General features: G+C 60.7%; 12 protein-coding genes and 1 riboswitch. Of the genes, 5 read left to right on the top strand and 7 right to left on the bottom strand.

All coding sequences use genetic code 11. The annotated features are described in order from the left end of the window. From FHX05_RS15995 to FHX05_RS15985, 3 genes are all read right to left on the bottom strand, one after another. Complete coding sequence (locus FHX05_RS15995) at positions 1-2,064, bottom strand: hydantoinase/oxoprolinase family protein (RefSeq protein ID WP_183872904.1); 2,064 nt, start codon at positions 2,062-2,064, stop codon at positions 1-3. After that, a complete protein-coding gene (locus FHX05_RS15990; protein WP_183872902.1) occupies positions 2,061-3,755 on the bottom strand; it encodes a hydantoinase B/oxoprolinase family protein in 1,695 nt (564 codons plus the stop codon). Before FHX05_RS15990 ends, FHX05_RS15995 begins: the two co-directional genes overlap by 4 nt. 98 nt (positions 3,756-3,853) lie before the next feature. After that, the gene (locus tag FHX05_RS15985; protein ID WP_246698968.1) at positions 3,854-6,424 is read right to left on the bottom strand and encodes a LuxR C-terminal-related transcriptional regulator; all 2,571 of its coding nucleotides are present in this window, start codon (positions 6,422-6,424) and stop codon (positions 3,854-3,856) included. 436 nt (positions 6,425-6,860) lie between these two features. On the opposite strand from FHX05_RS15985, the gene FHX05_RS15980 reads away from it, so the two are divergent. After that, positions 6,861-8,195 (top strand): DUF882 domain-containing protein, encoded by a 1,335-nt coding sequence (locus FHX05_RS15980; protein WP_183872898.1) that lies wholly within the window; start codon positions 6,861-6,863, stop codon positions 8,193-8,195. 95 nt (positions 8,196-8,290) lie between these two features. Here the strand turns inward: FHX05_RS15980 and FHX05_RS15975 are convergent, their stop codons facing one another. The 4 genes from FHX05_RS15975 to FHX05_RS15960 form a co-directional block, all read right to left on the bottom strand. After that, the gene (locus tag FHX05_RS15975; RefSeq protein ID WP_183872896.1) at positions 8,291-9,055 is read right to left on the bottom strand and encodes an ABC transporter ATP-binding protein; all 765 of its coding nucleotides are present in this window, start codon (positions 9,053-9,055) and stop codon (positions 8,291-8,293) included. Next, entirely contained in the window at positions 9,052-10,089 is a 1,038-nt protein-coding gene (locus tag FHX05_RS15970; protein ID WP_183872894.1) for an iron chelate uptake ABC transporter family permease subunit, read from the bottom strand. The genes FHX05_RS15975 and FHX05_RS15970 overlap by 4 nt, the downstream gene beginning before the upstream one ends. A 3-nt stretch (positions 10,090-10,092) precedes the next feature. Next, complete coding sequence (locus FHX05_RS15965; protein ID WP_183872892.1) at positions 10,093-11,109, bottom strand: ABC transporter substrate-binding protein; 1,017 nt, start codon at positions 11,107-11,109, stop codon at positions 10,093-10,095. 164 nt (positions 11,110-11,273) lie between these two features. Further along, positions 11,274-11,530, bottom strand: a riboswitch (cobalamin riboswitch). 81 nt (positions 11,531-11,611) lie between these two features. After that, a complete protein-coding gene (locus FHX05_RS15960; RefSeq protein ID WP_246698967.1) occupies positions 11,612-12,757 on the bottom strand; it encodes a diguanylate cyclase in 1,146 nt (381 codons plus the stop codon). Positions 12,758-12,921: 164 nt separating this feature from the next. Between FHX05_RS15960 and FHX05_RS15955 the strand changes: the two genes are divergently transcribed. The 4 genes from FHX05_RS15955 (at position 12,922) to FHX05_RS15940 (ending at position 16,052) form a co-directional block, all read left to right on the top strand. Then, entirely contained in the window at positions 12,922-13,326 is a 405-nt protein-coding gene (locus tag FHX05_RS15955) for a hypothetical protein (RefSeq protein ID WP_183872890.1), read from the top strand. Positions 13,327-13,553: 227 nt separating this feature from the next. Further along, positions 13,554-14,924, top strand: a complete 1,371-nt coding sequence (locus FHX05_RS15950; protein WP_183872887.1) for a PepSY domain-containing protein — start codon at positions 13,554-13,556, stop codon at positions 14,922-14,924. A gap of 62 nt (positions 14,925-14,986) precedes the next feature. Next, positions 14,987-15,466 (top strand): copper chaperone PCu(A)C, encoded by a 480-nt coding sequence (locus tag FHX05_RS15945; RefSeq protein WP_183872886.1) that lies wholly within the window; start codon positions 14,987-14,989, stop codon positions 15,464-15,466. After that, positions 15,456-16,052 (top strand): SCO family protein, encoded by a 597-nt coding sequence (locus tag FHX05_RS15940; protein ID WP_112603179.1) that lies wholly within the window; start codon positions 15,456-15,458, stop codon positions 16,050-16,052. Before FHX05_RS15945 ends, FHX05_RS15940 begins: the two co-directional genes overlap by 11 nt. The last annotated feature ends 52 nt before the right edge of the window (positions 16,053-16,104 follow it).

Here is a 16,104-nt window from a genome sequence, read left to right as displayed (position 1 = left end):
TCAGACGCTTCCCCCATCGCTTTCGCGGATGAGCAGCAAGCCCTCCTCGCTCACTTCCAGTTCCTGTCCGGCAACAACCAGCGACGTCGCGGTTGCCTCTTCGATGATGAGTGGGCCGGCAACCCTCTCGGAAGACGGCAGTCGTGTGCGCTCGTAGACGGGGCAGGACACCCAACCGGTCGTGCCGCCGAAATAGACTTCGCGGTCCCCCTTGAAGGCCGCATTCAGCGATCGGCCGACACGATCGGGTTTCGGGATGGCGATGACCGGGCCGTGGAGCACCGCTTCCAGATGGATCATCGTGATCTCGACCGGCGAACCAGGCAGACAGAAGGTGTATGCACGCTCATGCGCGGCATGAAAGCGTTCCGCAAAGCTTTCGGCATCATCCTCCATTTCGAACAGAGCGAAGACGCCGTGCTCCTGCCCGCGATAGCGGGCTTCGACGCGGCAGACATACCGTACCTCCGCCGCATCGCCTTTGGAGAAATATTTGACCGCCTCACGCTTCAATTCGTCGAACCGGCGCTTGAGATTGCTGACGGCTTCCGGACCAAGGGGAGCGAACCACGTGCTGCGGAAATCGGCGCGCGGTTCGGCCGCCAGCATTCCCCAGGCCGAAAAGATGCCGGGATGCGGCGGCACGACAGTCATCTTTACGCCAAGATCGCGCCCGAGACGCGCAGCAAGCGCAGGTCCCGCGCCCCCGGAAATGACGAAAGCGGCATCGCGCGGATCATGCCCACGCTGGACGGTTACCAGCTTCAGCGCATTGATCATCGACGCATGCGCGATCTCGACGATTGCGAGCGCCGCATCCTCGACCGATAACCCCATCGGCTTGGCAACCGTCGCAATTGCCGCGGCTGCCTTGGACTTGTCGAGCTGCATCTGGCCGCCGGCGAAGCTTGCCGGATCGAAAATGCCGAGCGTCAGCAGGGCATCGGAAAGCGTAGGCTTCTCGCCGCCCCGGCCATAGCAGGCCGGCCCCGGTGTCGATCCAGCACTTTGCGGGCCGACACAGAGCGCACCACGCTCGTCGATGCGGGCGATCGAGCCGCCGCCGGCGCCGATTTCGACGATATCGACCACCGGCACCTGCACCGGATAACCGGGCGCGATGCGGGTATGTTCGAGCTTGTATTCGCTGTCGAGCGTCGGGCGGCTGTCATGGATCAGCGAGCATTTTGCCGTCGTGCCACCGACATCGAGCGACAGGACTTCGGATTCGCCAAGCACCGTGCCGATGCGCGCAGCACCCGCCACACCGCCGGCCGGGCCGGATTCCACCAGCGTCAGCGGGCTCATCTGCGCCTGATCGAAGGTGGAGATGCCGCCGTTCGACTGCATGGCATAGTAGGGGCAGGTGAGATCGCGCTCAGTCAACGCGCTTTCGAGCCGCGCAAAATAGCGCTTGATGATCGGCTGCACATAGGCGTTAAGCACGGCCGTATTGGAACGCTCATATTCCCGCCATTGGCGGGAAACCTCGTGGCTGGCGCAAACCGTGACATCCGGCAGCGCCTCGGCGATCGCCTTGGCGCAGGCGATCTCATGTTCGGGATTGGCATAGCTATGGAGGAAAACGACGGCAACTGCCTCCACATTGCGAGCGCGGCATTCGCGAACGATCGGCTCGATATCCCCAAGCTCGATGGGCGTCAGCACCCGCCCCTTGGCATCCAGGCGTTCGCGCACCTCGAAGCGCAGACTGCGCGGTACGAAGGCTTCCGGGCTCTTGAACTGCAGATTGTAGAGATCGGGACGATTGCCGCGGCCGATTTCCAGCACATCACGAAATCCCGCAGTCGTCACCAGCGCCGTCTTGACGCCCTTGCGTTCCGTGATCGCATTGATGACGGTCGTTCCGCCATGGGCGAAAAAGATCACATCGCGCGCCGAAAGCCCATCCTTCTTCTCGGCAAGTGCAATCGCCTCAAGGACGCCTTCGGACTGATCGTGAACGGTCGTCAGGCTCTTGGCGGTGAAGATTTCGCCCGTGCGTTCATCATAACCGACGAGGTCGGTAAAGGTACCGCCTACATCCGTCGCCAGTCTGATCATGACGCCATGCCCTCTTCATATCCATACAGGCTGCGCGCCATCTCGCTGGTGATATAGCCGTCCTCGACATCGCGGCGGACCTGCTCCCGTTCGCGAGCACGCGGATCGCCCCAACCACCGCCGCCGCCGGTGATGATCCGCACGAGATCGCCGCGCTTCAGCTCGATATGCGGCTCGCGGCCGAAATTGTGGACTTTCCCGCTGTTCTCCTCCACCTGCAGAAGATTGATGCTGCCGGACTTGCCGCCTTCTATTCCCCAGGGAGGCGTGTCGGTTCGCCCAAAGCTGCAATAGGCGGAAGCGCCGTCTCCGAGGATTTCATAATCGCGAATGACGCCGAAACCGCCGCGACGGCGCCCGGCCCCTGATCCACCTTCGACGTTGAGCCCATAGCGACGCACCAGCAAGGGAAAGCGCGCTTCGATGACCTCGACGGAGTAATTGTAGGTATCGCCGTCGGTGAGCGCGATCAGCGCATTGGCGCCGTCGCCGTCCCTGCTCGCTCCCCAGCCGCCATGCTGCGGTTCGATATGGATGAACGGCTGCCCCGCCTCGTCCTTGCCGGAAACATAGACGACGCAGAGGCTCGTATAGGAACCGGCGGAGAACCGCTCGGGCATCAGCTTGGCAAGAGCCTTCCAGACGAGTTCTGAAGCATGCACCGAGCCCTCGTAATACCAGCCCGTCGGAGAAGGCTTCTCGGCGGTGAAAACCGAACCTGTCGGCGCAATAACGGAGAGCGGCCGGAACCAGCCCTCATTGGACGGCGCCTGCGGCGCGACCAGAGCCTTGAAAATGGTACGCACCGCCGATTGCAGCGCACCGGCCGCGCAATTGATTGGACCCGCGACCGCCGGCGGACAACCGGTGAAATCCGCCGTCAAGCGATCGCCGGAAATCGTGACGGCAACCTTGACGGAAATAGGATCGGTGGTGACGCCATCGCCGTCGATTATATCTTCCGCCTCATAGGTGCCGTCGGGCAGTGCGGCGATGGCGGCGCGCGCCTGCTTCTCGCTCACCGACAGAAGGTGATCGAACGCGGCTTCGACGACATCGGTGCCATATTTGCGCGCCAGCTCCGCCATCCGCCTAGCAGCAACGCGGACGGTCGCGACCTGCGCCGTGAGATCGCCGATCGCGACCTCGGGCAGACGGACATTCTCGCGGATGATGCGCAGGACCTCGCCCGAAAAGCGATCGCTACGCATGACTTTCACGCCCGGCAGCCTCAAGCCCTCTTGGAAGACGGAGGTCGCATTGGGCGCCAGCGAGCCCGGAACCGAGCCACCGACATCGAGATAATGCGCAACATTGATGGCATAGGCCAGAATCCGTCCATCGAAGAAGATCGGCTTGACGATGGCAAAATCGCAGGCATGCGTGCCGCCGGAATAGGGATCGTTGGTGAGCAGGATGTCGCCGTCTTCCAAATCGTCGCCGTAAAGTGCGATCAGCGATTTGACCTGCGTGCCGAACGTGCCGGTAAAGAGGGTGATGCCGTTCATCTGCGCCACCAGCTCACCGTCACGGGTGAGAAGACCACAGGCAAAATCAAGCACCTCGTAGATCACAGGGCTCATCGAGGTTCTGGCCATGACCACGCCCATCTCGTCGACGGTGGCTGCCAGCTTGCCTTCGATAATCTCCTGCGTCACCGGATCGACGACGATCACGAATCTACCTCTCATCACTATATTTGCACGAGTGCAGATTAGGTGTTTTTTCGTCTATCGATAGCCTTTCCGATGGGTGGGCGGAGGTGCCAAAACCCACCCGAACGGGTAGGTTATCGATCAAGCACGCCTTTTTGACGTGCCGCCGTCACGGCCGCGGTCCGAGTCGAGACGTTGAGCTTCGCAAAGATATTGCGCAGGTGAAACTTGATCGTATTGTCGGACAAGGCGAGCATCCGGCCGATTTCCTTGTTGGAAAGCCCCGAGCTCAGCAATTCCAGCACCGTGCGCTCCCGGCCTGTGAAAACAGAACCATCTTCACTGCCGACGGCCGGCTCTTCCGATACGTCCGCATCCGTAAATAGCGATTGAAGGCGCTGGCGGGTAATTGCTGCGACGGTCGGATGTTTGACAAGCGCACGAAGCTCTGAAAGCGCTGCCGGGTGGCCAAAACGAAGCAGGCTGCGATAATCGGCAAGCGGCGTCGTCAATACGAGATCGGATAGGCGGGCGGCGGCAGGTTCGCTTTGACCCTCCGCCAGGAGAATTTCGATTTCGATGAGCGCAAGCTCGATCGCACGCGGAACATGCGGGCGCTGCGTCTGGCGCATCATGAATTGATCGAAGATCTCGCGCGCCTTGACCTTGTCGCCAAGGGCCAGATGGGTGCGGGTCCAGAAGATAGCCGGCGTGGCTCCGCGCAAATGAATGGCCAGCGCATTGGCGCGATCCGAAGCGACTGCCTGCATGCCAAAACCATTGGCCTCGGCATGGCGGATTGCATGATCGAGATCGCCGGAGGCCATGAGCAGCATGGCGCGCTCCCCATCGATCAGCCGCGTGAGCCGTTCGAAACTACGGCGTCTCGCAGTAGCGCGGATGCGGTCCATGGCTGCATGCGCGGCGAGCAGATCCCCACGCATGCGCAGGACCCGCTGTTCGGCCATGAAGCCGGCAGCCAGAAGATCGAACCAGGTATCGTGCAGCTCGAGATGCGGCAGCGCCCATTCGAGCATCTCCGCCGCGGTTTCCGCCTCACCGCGCATCGACAGAACCTCGGCCTTCAATACCTGGCCGACGGCATCGAGATCGCTGCCTGGACCAATATTGGTCTGGGCTTCGCAGATCAGTTCCTCGTAGGCCGACAGAGCGCTCGCACAATCGCCGGATAGAAAGAAAGCCTGGCCGATATGGGTATAAAGGTGCATGGCGCCGAAATCGGCGCCGCCGTCGCGAAAGGCGCGAATGGCCAGATGCCCGTAATGCAGAGCCCGGTCAAGCTCGCTGCGGATCAGAAAATTGTAGGAGAGCATGTTGAGCGCAAGCGCCCGATGAATGAGCTCCATTCCATCCGGCTGCCGCAGATCGTCCTCAAGAGCGGAAAGGTCGGCCGCACTCGCCCAATGGTCGGTATAAAGCGCCAGGAGGATGCGCACCACGCGCACATCCTTTGCCAGGATCGGATCGCCAGCGGCCACCCGATCGGCGATGGCGAGATAATGATTGGCCGCCGCAAGCTGCGCCGCCTTCGCGTTGAAGATCGAAAGGCCGAGGGTCGCAAGTGGAAAACGGGCCAGATCGATTTCCGAGGCATGTCCGCTCAAGGCCTGAAACAATGTTGCGCCGCCGCGGGTGGTGGCATAGACGCGCCGCCATCCGCCGGCGGTTTCGACAATGCGCGCCGCAAGATTGGCATCGCCTGCGGAAAGCGCATGATGAACCGCACGGTCTATGTCGCCCCGTGCCTCGAACCAGTGTGCCGCACGATTAAGAGCGCGATTGGCATCGACACCTCTGCGACTGGCGGTTTTCTTGAGGAACTCGTTGAAGACGGGGTGAAACCGCATCCAGTTGCCGGGGCCGGCAAGCAAGGTCACCGGAAGCGCGTATTCGGCCAGGCTTTCGCAGAGGTCGGCACGCTCTCTGCTGTCCAGCACCGCTTCGAGCAGAGAATGATTGAAAGCCGGAAGGGCGGCCGTGTCGATGAGAAACTGGCGTATATCCTCGGGTAGATGCTCGAACACCTGCTCCGATAGATAAGAGCCCATATCCGTATCGCCGCCATCGAAAGAGGCAAGGATGCTGTCGCTTTCATCCGATTCCGATACGAGCAGGCTCACCATCTGCAGTGCGACCGCCCAGCCTTCTGTCCGGCGATTGAAAGAACCGATCTGCTCCTCCGTCAGATGAGTGCCCTTCCCGGCAAAAAGCTCTCCAGCTTCGGCATCGCTGAAGCCAAGCTCGGCAACGCCGAACTGCTTGAACTCACCACGCAGCCGCAAGGCCGAGAGCGGAAAGCGTGGTGGGCTGCGGCTGACCAGCACCAGCTTGACATGTTCGAGCGAGAGGTCGGCGAGGATCTTCGCCATCAGCGCCTCGGTCGCATCCGTCTGCGCGAAATGATAATCGTCGAGAAAGACGACGAGCGGTCCTTCGATCTTGCGCAGGCGGGTCGCCAGCACCGAAAGCAATGCTGCAGCCGGAAGGTTGCCGGCGTCGGCACCATCTTCATGAAGCAGCGTCTGCAAGGCATCGATCAATGCAAGCAGAAAGGCTTCCTGATTGGTGTGTTCGGAATCGAGCGACACCCAGCAGAGCTTGACCCCATCCGCCTTCAGCAGCTCGTACCATTGGACGGCAAGCGAGGTCTTGCCGTAGCCGGCAGGTGCGACAATGGTCGTCAAACGGCGCAGCCCGGCGCGCCGGAGCTGCCGCAATAGGTCGCTACGTTTGATTGTTTGCTGCCCGCTCGACGGGGGAGCAAAACGATTCTGTCCACTCATGGGGCGGGATGATGATGTCTTGGCAGACAGTTTGCAACCCACGCGAAAACGTTTGCAAAGCCGGTTTTACCTATCTTTTGGAAGAAACCGCCTTACAGGCAAGGGTTGACCGCTGACAAAATTGCAACGGCAAAGCTGAAGCTTTCAGAAATAAGGCACGCCAAGGGAGAAAGCGACCTCAACCGCTCACGAATATACTCGGACCAATGAAATTTTTCCGTTTCTGCCTTTAAACGGTCCGTTAGGGATTTGTTGACCATAATTGGAGGGTATAGCGATGCCGCAGGCGCGGCGCCTCTGATTTCTGTTTCTCTTAGCAAGGGCGAAAGTCGTATCCGTGCATCACGTGATCTTTTCCATTCCGGCGGCATTTTTCGCCACGACTTTCTCGTTCATCGCTTTCCGGGTGGCGCTGATCGCGATGCTGATGCTCGGCGCCTTTGCCGGTTCGGCGGCGGCCGAGGACAGGGCACTCAAGCTCTTCTTCACGCATACGGGGGAAAGGTCGACCATCGTCTTCAAGCGTAATGGCAAATATGACCCGCGCGGCCTTGCTCAAATCAACCGCTTCTTGCGCGACTGGCGAAAGAACGAGCCGACCAGGATCGATCCGGAATTGCTCGATCTCGTCTGGGAAGTCTACCGCCGCAGTGGCGCCAAAGAGTCCATTCACGTGGTTTCGGCCTACCGCTCTCCGTCTACCAACAACATGCTGAGAGGCCGGTCTCGCAGCTCCGGTGTCGCCAAGCACAGCCAGCACACGCTCGGCAAGGCAATGGATTTTTACATTCCCGGCGTGAAGCTCGCGAGCTTGCGCGCAATCGCCATGCAGATGCAGATCGGCGGCGTGGGCTTCTATCCCAATTCCGGCTCGCCCTTCGTGCATCTGGATGTTGGCGGAGTGCGCGCATGGCCGAGAATGTCGCGCCAGGAGCTTGCGCGGCTTTTCCCCAATGGACAGACGCTTCACGTGCCGGCAGATGGCAGGCCACTGCCGGGTTACGACGTAGCGGTCGCACAATCCAAAAAGCGCCCTTCCCAGATGGCGAGCAAAATCACGGCCGCTGAGGACGACAGCGACGATGCCGGATCATTCACAGCGTCTCGCAACGTCGAACCCGACCGCAGCCTTTTGACCAGCATGCTGCCAACCCCCAGAAGCCGGGCCGTGGATGGGCTGGAAACTCAGCTTGGCAAGCGGGTGGCTGAGGAAAGCAAGACCCAACCCTTTGCCGACCTCGCAGCCTATGCCGTTCCGCTGCCGGCGTGGCGGCCGACCAGCAGCATCGTCGTCATCCCCACGACCGCGCCGGAAAGACCAGCTCCCACTGCCGTGCTCGCCAGCCTGGTCGTGGGACGCAGCAACGCTGGAAAGCTCGTCGTGTCTCACAATGTGGAGAATACGACCGAGAGCGCCATGGCAAAGATGCAGCCGATCGCTGCCCTTCCCTCGGCGGCCGCGCAAGATGTCTCAGCCGGTGTTGGAGACATGTCGACGGGGGCGATCGTCGCCTGGGCTTTGCGTCCGCCAGGCATGGCCGTCGACATGACGCTGCCAGGCCTCGTCAGCGCGCCCATTCCGATGCACGACGACATGGCGGAGGCCCAAGCCGGAGCCATCAGCTATGATGGCGACGATTTCGACGTCGAGCGGTTCGGCTTCGAAGGCTGAGGCGAACTCGCACCATTCAGTAATACGATGCGCCCCGGTCGGAATTGCTTAGACTGGGGCGATCCATTTTATTTCGCGATCGCGACAGATGCCACTCAACCCGCCATGTATTGAATGTTGCAGCGGCCGTGCACTGAAGATTTCTGCACATGCGCGCGCACGCCGAAAACGCGCTCGATTAACTCCTGTGTCAGCACCTCTTCAGGCGGGCCTGCCGCAACGACCTCGCCATTTTGCAAAACAGCAAGGCTGTCGCAAAACATGGCCGCGAGATTGAGATCGTGCAGCGCCACGATGGAGGTGACATCGAGCCTGGAGACCAGGCCGAGAATATCGAGCTGATGTTGGATATCGAGATGGTTCGTCGGCTCGTCAAGCAGCAGTTCGCTTGGAGTCTGGGCAAGCGCCCTCGCAATATGGACGCGCTGTCGTTCACCGCCCGATAAAGTTTGCCACGGCTGACCGGCGCGGCCTTGCATACCGACACGGGCAAGCGCATCGGAAACCGCCGCATCGTCGTGAGCGCTCCAGGCCGATAGGGGACCGCGATGCGGCGTACGGCCGAGACGGACGACGTCCATCACTGTGACCTGCGTATCGGTCGTCGCCTGCTGCTCGACCAGCGCGATGCGGCGGGCAATATCGCTCCGCGAGATCGAGGCAATATCGCTACCGCCTAGCCGGATGACCCCGCTTTTGACCTTCCGCAGCCGGCAGATCAGCCTGAGCAGGCTGGATTTTCCCGAGCCGTTCGGCCCAAGGAGCCCGAGCACCTTGCCTTTTTCCACCGTCAGGCTGACGCCGTTGACGATGAGGCTATTGCCGGCTGCAAAGGTTACCGTGTCCACAGCAATGCTCATGCCGTCCTCCGGGTGCGATAGAGAATGAGGGCGAAGGCCGGAGCCCCGAACAAGGCCGTGACGACGCCGATCGGCAGAATCTGCTGGGGAATGATGACCCGCGAGATGATATCGGCGGCGACCATGAAGATGGCGCCGGCCAAAGCTGCTGCCGGCAGCAGCCGGTCATGGCTTGGCCCGACAACGAAGCGGGCCGCATGCGGAATGACGAGCCCGACGAAACCAATCGACCCGGCGATGCTGACGACCGCTGCCGTCATGAAAGCCGTCACGCCAAGCAGAACGACTTGGGCGCGCTTGACCGCAATGCCAAGCGATGCGGCAGCATCCGTGCCGAAGATGAAGGCATCGAGCACGCGGACATGCGCCATGCAGACGGCGAAGCCGATGATGGCGACCGGCCCTGAAAGATAAACGTCCGGCCAGCGCACGCCGCTCATGGAGCCGAGCAGCCAGAACATGACGCCCCTCGCCTGCTCCGCATTGGCCGAGGTGGTGACGATATAGGAGGTGAGCGCGTTGAAAAGCTGCGAACCGGCGACGCCGCATAGAATGATGCGCTCACTCGTGCCGCCGACCCCGGCGGCAAGCAGGCCGACGAAAAGAAAGGCTGCAACCGCGCCGAGGAAGGCGCCGCCGGAAAGGCCTAGAATGCCGTAGCCAAGACCGAGGATCATGATGCAGACCGCCCCGGTGGAGGCGCCGGCGGAAATCCCGAGCACAAAGGGTTCGGCGAGCGGATTGCGCAGCAACGCCTGCAAGACCACCCCGCTCAAGGCAAGCGACGCACCGGTGCTTGCAGCAACGAGCGCGCGGCTCAGGCGATAGTCCCAGACGATCCCCTGATGGATCCGGCTGAGTTCGAAGCTCGTTCCGAACAACCGGTTCGAAACGGCCTTTACTGTGGTCGACAGCGGGATCGAAATCTCGCCGATCGATACGGCGAGGCTGATCATGAAGGTCAGAAGAATGACGGCAGCCATGGCGAGCGCCAAGAGCGCCCACCATGTCCTGCGTTTTGCGGCGAGACCCATATCTTACTGCGCCAGGCCGAAGGACTTGATGCCCTTGGCCAATACTTCAATGCCGTCGATGGTGCGGATGGTCGGGTTCATCGACTGCGCATCCATCATGACGAAACGCTTGTTCTTAACGGCGTCGAGCTGGCTGGTGACTGGATCTTTTTCGAGGAAATCGACTTTGACCTTCGGATCGTCGGCCGCATAGCGGCGGCGGTCCATGGTGGCTATGACGATCACGGCCGGGTTGGCCTGCGAAATGGTTTCCCAACCGACCATCGGCCATTCTTCTTCCGTCGTCACCACGTTTCTGGCGCCGAGCGTCTTCAGGATATAGGCCGGCGCGCTGTTCTTGCCGGCGATATAGGCATCGCCATTGACCTCCTTGCTGGAGAACCAGAACACGATCGGAAGATCCTTGGCCTTGGCAGCGGCAATCGAAGCGACTGCATCCGCCTCGCGCTTTTTCAGATCCGCGATCAGGGCATCGCCGCGATCCCTAACGTCGAAGATCTGCGAGAGCTCGGCGATTTCCTGATAGACCAGATCCATCGTGAAAAGCTCCTTCCGCACACCATCGCCGCCATCGGTATTGACCTTGGCGACACAATCGGTCGGAGCAACATAGGTATTGATCCTGAGTTCCGAAAATTGCTGGCGTGTGCCGACGGAACCCTGCGCGCCGACATGCCATTCGAATTCGGCAGCGACGAGATCCGGAGCCTTGCCAACGACGGATTCGAAGCTCGGATCGTTATCGGCGAGCCGCGGGATCTTGCCGTTGACTTCGGCATATTGCGGCAGAACCGGGCCGACCCAGACCGCCGTTCCGGCAATCTTGTCGGCAAGGCCGAGCGAAAAGAGGATTTCAGTCATGCCCTGGCCGAGCGAAACGATCTTGGCCGGAGCCTTTTCAAAAGTGACCTTCTGACCGCAATTATCGATGGTGAGAGGATATTGGGTGGCGGCAAAACCGGAGCCGGCAAAACCGGTCAGCCCAAGTGCAAATGCAATGGTCGTCAAAAAATGGCGCATAAACGATCTCGATAGGATTAAGGAAACGGGGCGGCGTCAGCGCGATCGCGCTGAGAAAGACGGCCGCCGGCTGCGGAGATCCCAATCAAGGCCGATAGGTGTCGGATAATGTCGAAGGCGCAGGTCAATCATTCTCTGTCCTTTCCGAGCATCCCCGCCCGGCTGATTGGATCGTGATCGACGGCAGGTCTCCTGGCTTGCGGATATCTGACGATCATCGGCCTTCCCGCAAGCATGCTTGCAGTGGCGCGGCTCAAAGCCTCAGGAAGGAACCAGCAGGCTGGTCATTCCCGGATGATCGGCAATCCGCTTACAGTTGCGGGGGCAGCCACGGTCTAGGTCCCGCTTGGGTCATCCTCACCGTGTTCCCTATTAATCCCCGCGGAGTCTTCCTTGGGGAACCGTCACGTCCAGTTATTCCGGACTGCCCCGTTCCGTCAAGGACGCTTGGATAGAAATGAGACAGAGCACGCCATGCCCATGGGAAGGAAAGGCGGCGGGCCTATGCGGCCTCTGCCAGTTCCACACGATTTCTCCCGCCCGCCTTCGCCCGATAAAGCGCCTTGTCGGCGGCCTCGAGCACATGTTTGAAATCCGTCGTCGGTTCGAGGGAGCAGGCGATGCCGATGCTGACCGTGACATGGACGGCCTCCTGCTCGAACATCAAGGTCGTATCCTCGATATCCTTGCGAATTTTCTCCGCAACGGCAGCCGCAGCCCGCGTATCGGTGTTGGGCAGCAGCACGACGATCTCCTCGCCGCCATAACGGGCGGCAATGTCGGTCTTGCGGACGGTTTGCCTGATGACATCGGCCAACCGCGCCAGAACGGTGTCACCGAAGGAATGGCCCCAGCTATCGTTGATCTTCTTGAAGTGATCGATATCGAGCATGATGATCGAGAAGGGGATACGCCGCATACCCGCTTCCTTGCTGCATCGATCGCCTTCGCGCTGCAGCACCCGGCGGTTGGGAAGCCTTGTCAGCGGATCGAGGCTCGCTTCATTCTCCAGCGCGCGCTGGATGCCAATGCGATATTGCTCCCGCTGCAAGAGATCCGACAACAGCATGACACCGAGGATATTGACGATCGTTACCGGAAGTGTTGCCGAGATAAGAAGGGCGCGCGCAACCGCCCACGGAAAAAGGAAAACAACCACAATGGATGAACAGGTCGCCAGACCGAACAGAGCCGATCGCCGCCATCCCGTGCCGGTCCATTGCCGCGGCAGCAGAGTGAGTACATAGCCGGCGATTGCAACGATTACGATGCCGGCCACGCCGACCACCGCGCCCATGCCGCCCACCATGTACCGAAACAGCGCCATCATCGCCGCAGCGACAATGGTTCCCAAAAGGCCGCCATAGATTGGCGTAAGGACAAGGAGGATCGACCGGCCATCCTGGATCACACCTGGCATCCATTGGATGGGATCGCCCATGGACAGGATGCCGACTAGCCCGAACAACAGCCCGACGGCCACGGATTTCAAAGCGCCGCGCTCGACGATACGGATGACCCAGGAATAGGCATAGACAATAATCGCCACCTGGCCGAGGACACGTATTAGCGAGATCAGATGTGTTTCGACTTCCATGGCGATTCCCAGTCTTCGCAACGCGCCGCGATAGATGAGCTGCGGCGGCATGGTCGAAGTCCTTACGAGATACCATGCGATCTCTAAAAATAGTTTATATGCCTCTCATCGATCGGCAGTGCGGCGGCATCGCGGCACGAATTGACGCATTGCGCTTGTGATGCGCCTGCCCTATGACTGAAACCTTATCCGCGAATGCGGTGGTGGGGACAAGCATGCGGAAGACGATTTCGCGAACATTTCAGTGGAGCGCGCGCATTCTTTGCGCCGTTGCGCTGTTGCTCATCGACTTCGCCCATCAACCGATCGTCGCAACCGCGGACGAAATATCCCCGATCGAGCTTGCCCAGTACCGGCTTCCGGATGGCTCCCTGCCCGTCCTTTGCATCACCTACAAGGATGCCGATGGCAAGGTGCACGGGAAAGCCTACGCACCCGGATGCGAGGCATGCCGGATTGCGTCCGCCGCGATGCTGCCTGCGCCTCCTACCGACATTTGTGAGCGCCTTGCCTCCCCGCGTGGAGAGACGGTCGTCGCAAGATCGGAGGCGTTCCACCGCCAGCTTTATCCGCCGAATACAGGCCCGAGAGCACCACCCCTCCCCGACATCGTTGGCTGAACCGGCATTGCGGCTTTCGTCGCGATGCCCACCGTCAACGCTGCCGCTTGCGCGACCATCACGTCGCGACATCTGAGGATTAGTGTTCACAGCTGCATCTTGCCGAACGAAGCAGGCCGATTGGTCGGCCGCTCAGGGAAAGCAGGCTCACGCCAAACGGCGAACCATCTCGCCGCCCCCTCCTCAGATCGCCCCTTGCGGCAGCCCGCCGATCTTCGGAGGATTTCATGTCTACCTTTACCGCTGCAGAGCCTGCAGCCGCAGCAACCCACAATATCTCGCTCTATCGCGCGATCTGGCGCTGGCATTTTTTCGCCGGCCTGCTCGTCATCCCTTTTATGCTCAATCTGGCGATCACCGGTTCGTTGTATCTATTCAAGGACCAGATTGCCGATACCTTCTACTCGCATCGCTATCTCGTCACCGAAGCCGGCACCATGCTGCGGCCGCAGCAGATCGCCGACGCGGCGCTTTCGGCCTTTCCGGGCGCGCGCGCAACCTCCTATCACGAAGCGTCGGCGCCGAACCGCTCGGCCTGGATAACGCTGTCCAAGGATGGCCAATCGACCATCGTCTACGTCAATCCTTACGATGGCAGCATTCTAGGATCAGTAGGGTCGAAACAGGAGTTCGGCTGGGTCGTCAAGCGCATCCACAGCCTAGAATATTTCGGCAAATGGACCAATCGCCTCATCGAGATCGTCGCGGGCTTTGCTCTCGTCCTCGTGGTGACGGGCATCTATCTGTGGTGGCCGCGCCAGCAGACGGGCGGCGTGCTCACCGTTCGCGGCACCCCATCACGCCGCGTCTTCTGGCGCGACCTGCATGCCGTGACGGGAGCGCTTGCCGGCATCCTGATCTTCTTTCTCGCCTTCAGCGGCATGCCGTGGTCCGGCTACTGGGGCGCCAACGTCAATGCCTGGCTGACCGCTCACAATTTCGGAACACCGGCGGCAGTCTGGGACGACGTTCCGAAATCGACAAAGGTCACGCAGGATATCGTCAGCCGCGCCGGCTGGGTCGTCGAAAACGCGCCCGTTCCGCTCTCCGATATCGCGGCGCAATCGGCCGAGCCGATCGGTCTCGATAAGGCCGTCGACGTCATGCATGGGCTGGGCATGGTCGCCGGCTCGGATCTTGCGATCCCATCAGATGGGACCGGCGTCTATACGGCAAGCCATTATTTCGGCGACCTTGGCAAAGAACGCACCGTCCATATCGACCAATATTCCGGCAAGCCGCTCGTCGATATTTCCTACGATCAGTATCCGGCACTCGGCAAGGCGATCGAATGGGGCATCAACGTCCATCAGGGACAGGAATGGGGGCTCTTCAACCAGCTTCTGATGCTGGCCGCTTGTCTGGCCATCATTCTTTGCTGCGTGACGGCTGCGACCATGTGGTGGAAGCGCCGGCCATCGGGCCGTCTTGGCGTACCGCCGATGCCGCCGCAGAAGTCCGTCTATGTCGGCCTCTGGTTCATTGCCATCGTCTTCGGCATGGCTTTCCCGCTGACGGGCGCCGCCATCGTCGCGATGCTTCTCCTCGACCAGCTCCTGGTTCGCTTCGTGCCGCCTCTCCGGCGCTTCTTCTCCTGACGAGGTGAGGCGGAGCCAGAGGCTTCGCCCGCCTGCTCTTCTCCGGATCAAGGATATCGATCATGCAGAAACCCATCTCTGCCCTCGCTGCTTTCGGGCTGGCATTCCTGTCTTCCTCTCTCGCTTCCGCCGACGATGTCAAAATCGGCAACCTCACCATTTCCGCACCCTATGTTCGCGCCATGGTGCCGGGAGCTCCCGTCGGCGGCGGTTATATGACTATCACGAATACGGGAGGCACCGACGACCGGCTGGTGGCTGCGAGCTCACCGCGCGCCGCAACGGTCCAGATTCACGAGATGAAGATGGACAATGACGTGATGATCATGCGCGAGCTTGCCGGCGGCCTAGCAATACCGGCCGGTAAGACCATCGAGCTCAAACCCGGCGGCTACCACCTCATGTTCATGAAGGTCGCCGCGCCCTTCCTTCAGGGCCAGACGGTGAGGACATCGCTCAAATTCGAAAAAGCCGGTACGGCCGAAGTCGATTTCCCCGTCGGATCGATCGCGGCAAACAAGGAGGCATCCCATGTCAAATAGACGACGCTTTGCGGCAACGGCCGTCGCCCTGGCGCTTATCGTCGGCGCTGGTGCCATCGGCTACGCAACCTTCCTCATGACGCCCAAGGTCCGGGCGGCCGGCAGCTTCGGTGCAGCCTTCACGCTAACGGACGATCGCGGTGAACCCATCACCGAAAAAGCCCTGTCGGGTCATCCCTCGCTTGTCTATTTCGGCTATACGCATTGCCCCGACGTCTGCCCGACGACGCTCTACGATATGGCGGGCTGGTTCAAGACGCTCGGACCTCAAGCCGACGGGTTGAAGGCCTATTTCTTCACCCTCGATCCGGAGCGCGATACGCCGGAGATCATGCATAGCTACACCGGCAATTTCACCGACCGGATTATCGGCATCACGGGCGATCCCGGTGAAATGCAGAAGGCGATCAAAGGCTGGCGCATCTATGCCAAAAAGGTGCCCAGCCCGGACGGCGGATACACCATGGACCACACGGCGTCCGTACTGCTCGTCGATGCCGACGGCAATCTCAGGGGTACGATCGCCTACCAGGAAAATACCGATGTCGCCCTGCAGAAGATCCGAAATCTGCTGCAGCAGAATTAATTCCGGGGTGCGTAATCGGCTCCGGGAATGGGAATTCCGTCGGCCCTTGCGG

The sequence above is a fragment of the Rhizobium sp. BK491 genome, assembly GCF_014194925.1.
Classification (GTDB): domain Bacteria; phylum Pseudomonadota; class Alphaproteobacteria; order Rhizobiales; family Rhizobiaceae; genus Rhizobium.
Note: the sequence above shows the minus strand (reverse complement) of the source record. Positions and strands in the feature narration are given on the sequence as shown.

Excerpts from the sequence above, each read along its gene's own strand:
- FHX05_RS15970 (WP_183872894.1), bottom strand. The coding sequence starts at position 10,089 with ATGGGTCTCGCCGCAAAACGCAGGACATGGTGGGCGCTCTTGGCGCTC.
- FHX05_RS15990 (WP_183872902.1), bottom strand. The coding sequence starts at position 3,755 with ATGAGAGGTAGATTCGTGATCGTCGTCGATCCGGTGACGCAGGAGATT.
- FHX05_RS15995 (WP_183872904.1), bottom strand. The coding sequence starts at position 2,064 with ATGATCAGACTGGCGACGGATGTAGGCGGTACCTTTACCGACCTCGTC.
- FHX05_RS15975 (WP_183872896.1), bottom strand. The coding sequence starts at position 9,055 with ATGAGCATTGCTGTGGACACGGTAACCTTTGCAGCCGGCAATAGCCTC.
- FHX05_RS15945 (WP_183872886.1), top strand. The coding sequence starts at position 14,987 with ATGCAGAAACCCATCTCTGCCCTCGCTGCTTTCGGGCTGGCATTCCTG.
- FHX05_RS15965 (WP_183872892.1), bottom strand. The coding sequence starts at position 11,109 with ATGCGCCATTTTTTGACGACCATTGCATTTGCACTTGGGCTGACCGGT.
- FHX05_RS15940 (WP_112603179.1), top strand. The coding sequence starts at position 15,456 with ATGTCAAATAGACGACGCTTTGCGGCAACGGCCGTCGCCCTGGCGCTT.
- FHX05_RS15955 (WP_183872890.1), top strand. The coding sequence starts at position 12,922 with ATGCGGAAGACGATTTCGCGAACATTTCAGTGGAGCGCGCGCATTCTT.
- FHX05_RS15960 (WP_246698967.1), bottom strand. The coding sequence starts at position 12,757 with ATGCCGCCGCAGCTCATCTATCGCGGCGCGTTGCGAAGACTGGGAATC.
- FHX05_RS15950 (WP_183872887.1), top strand. The coding sequence starts at position 13,554 with ATGTCTACCTTTACCGCTGCAGAGCCTGCAGCCGCAGCAACCCACAAT.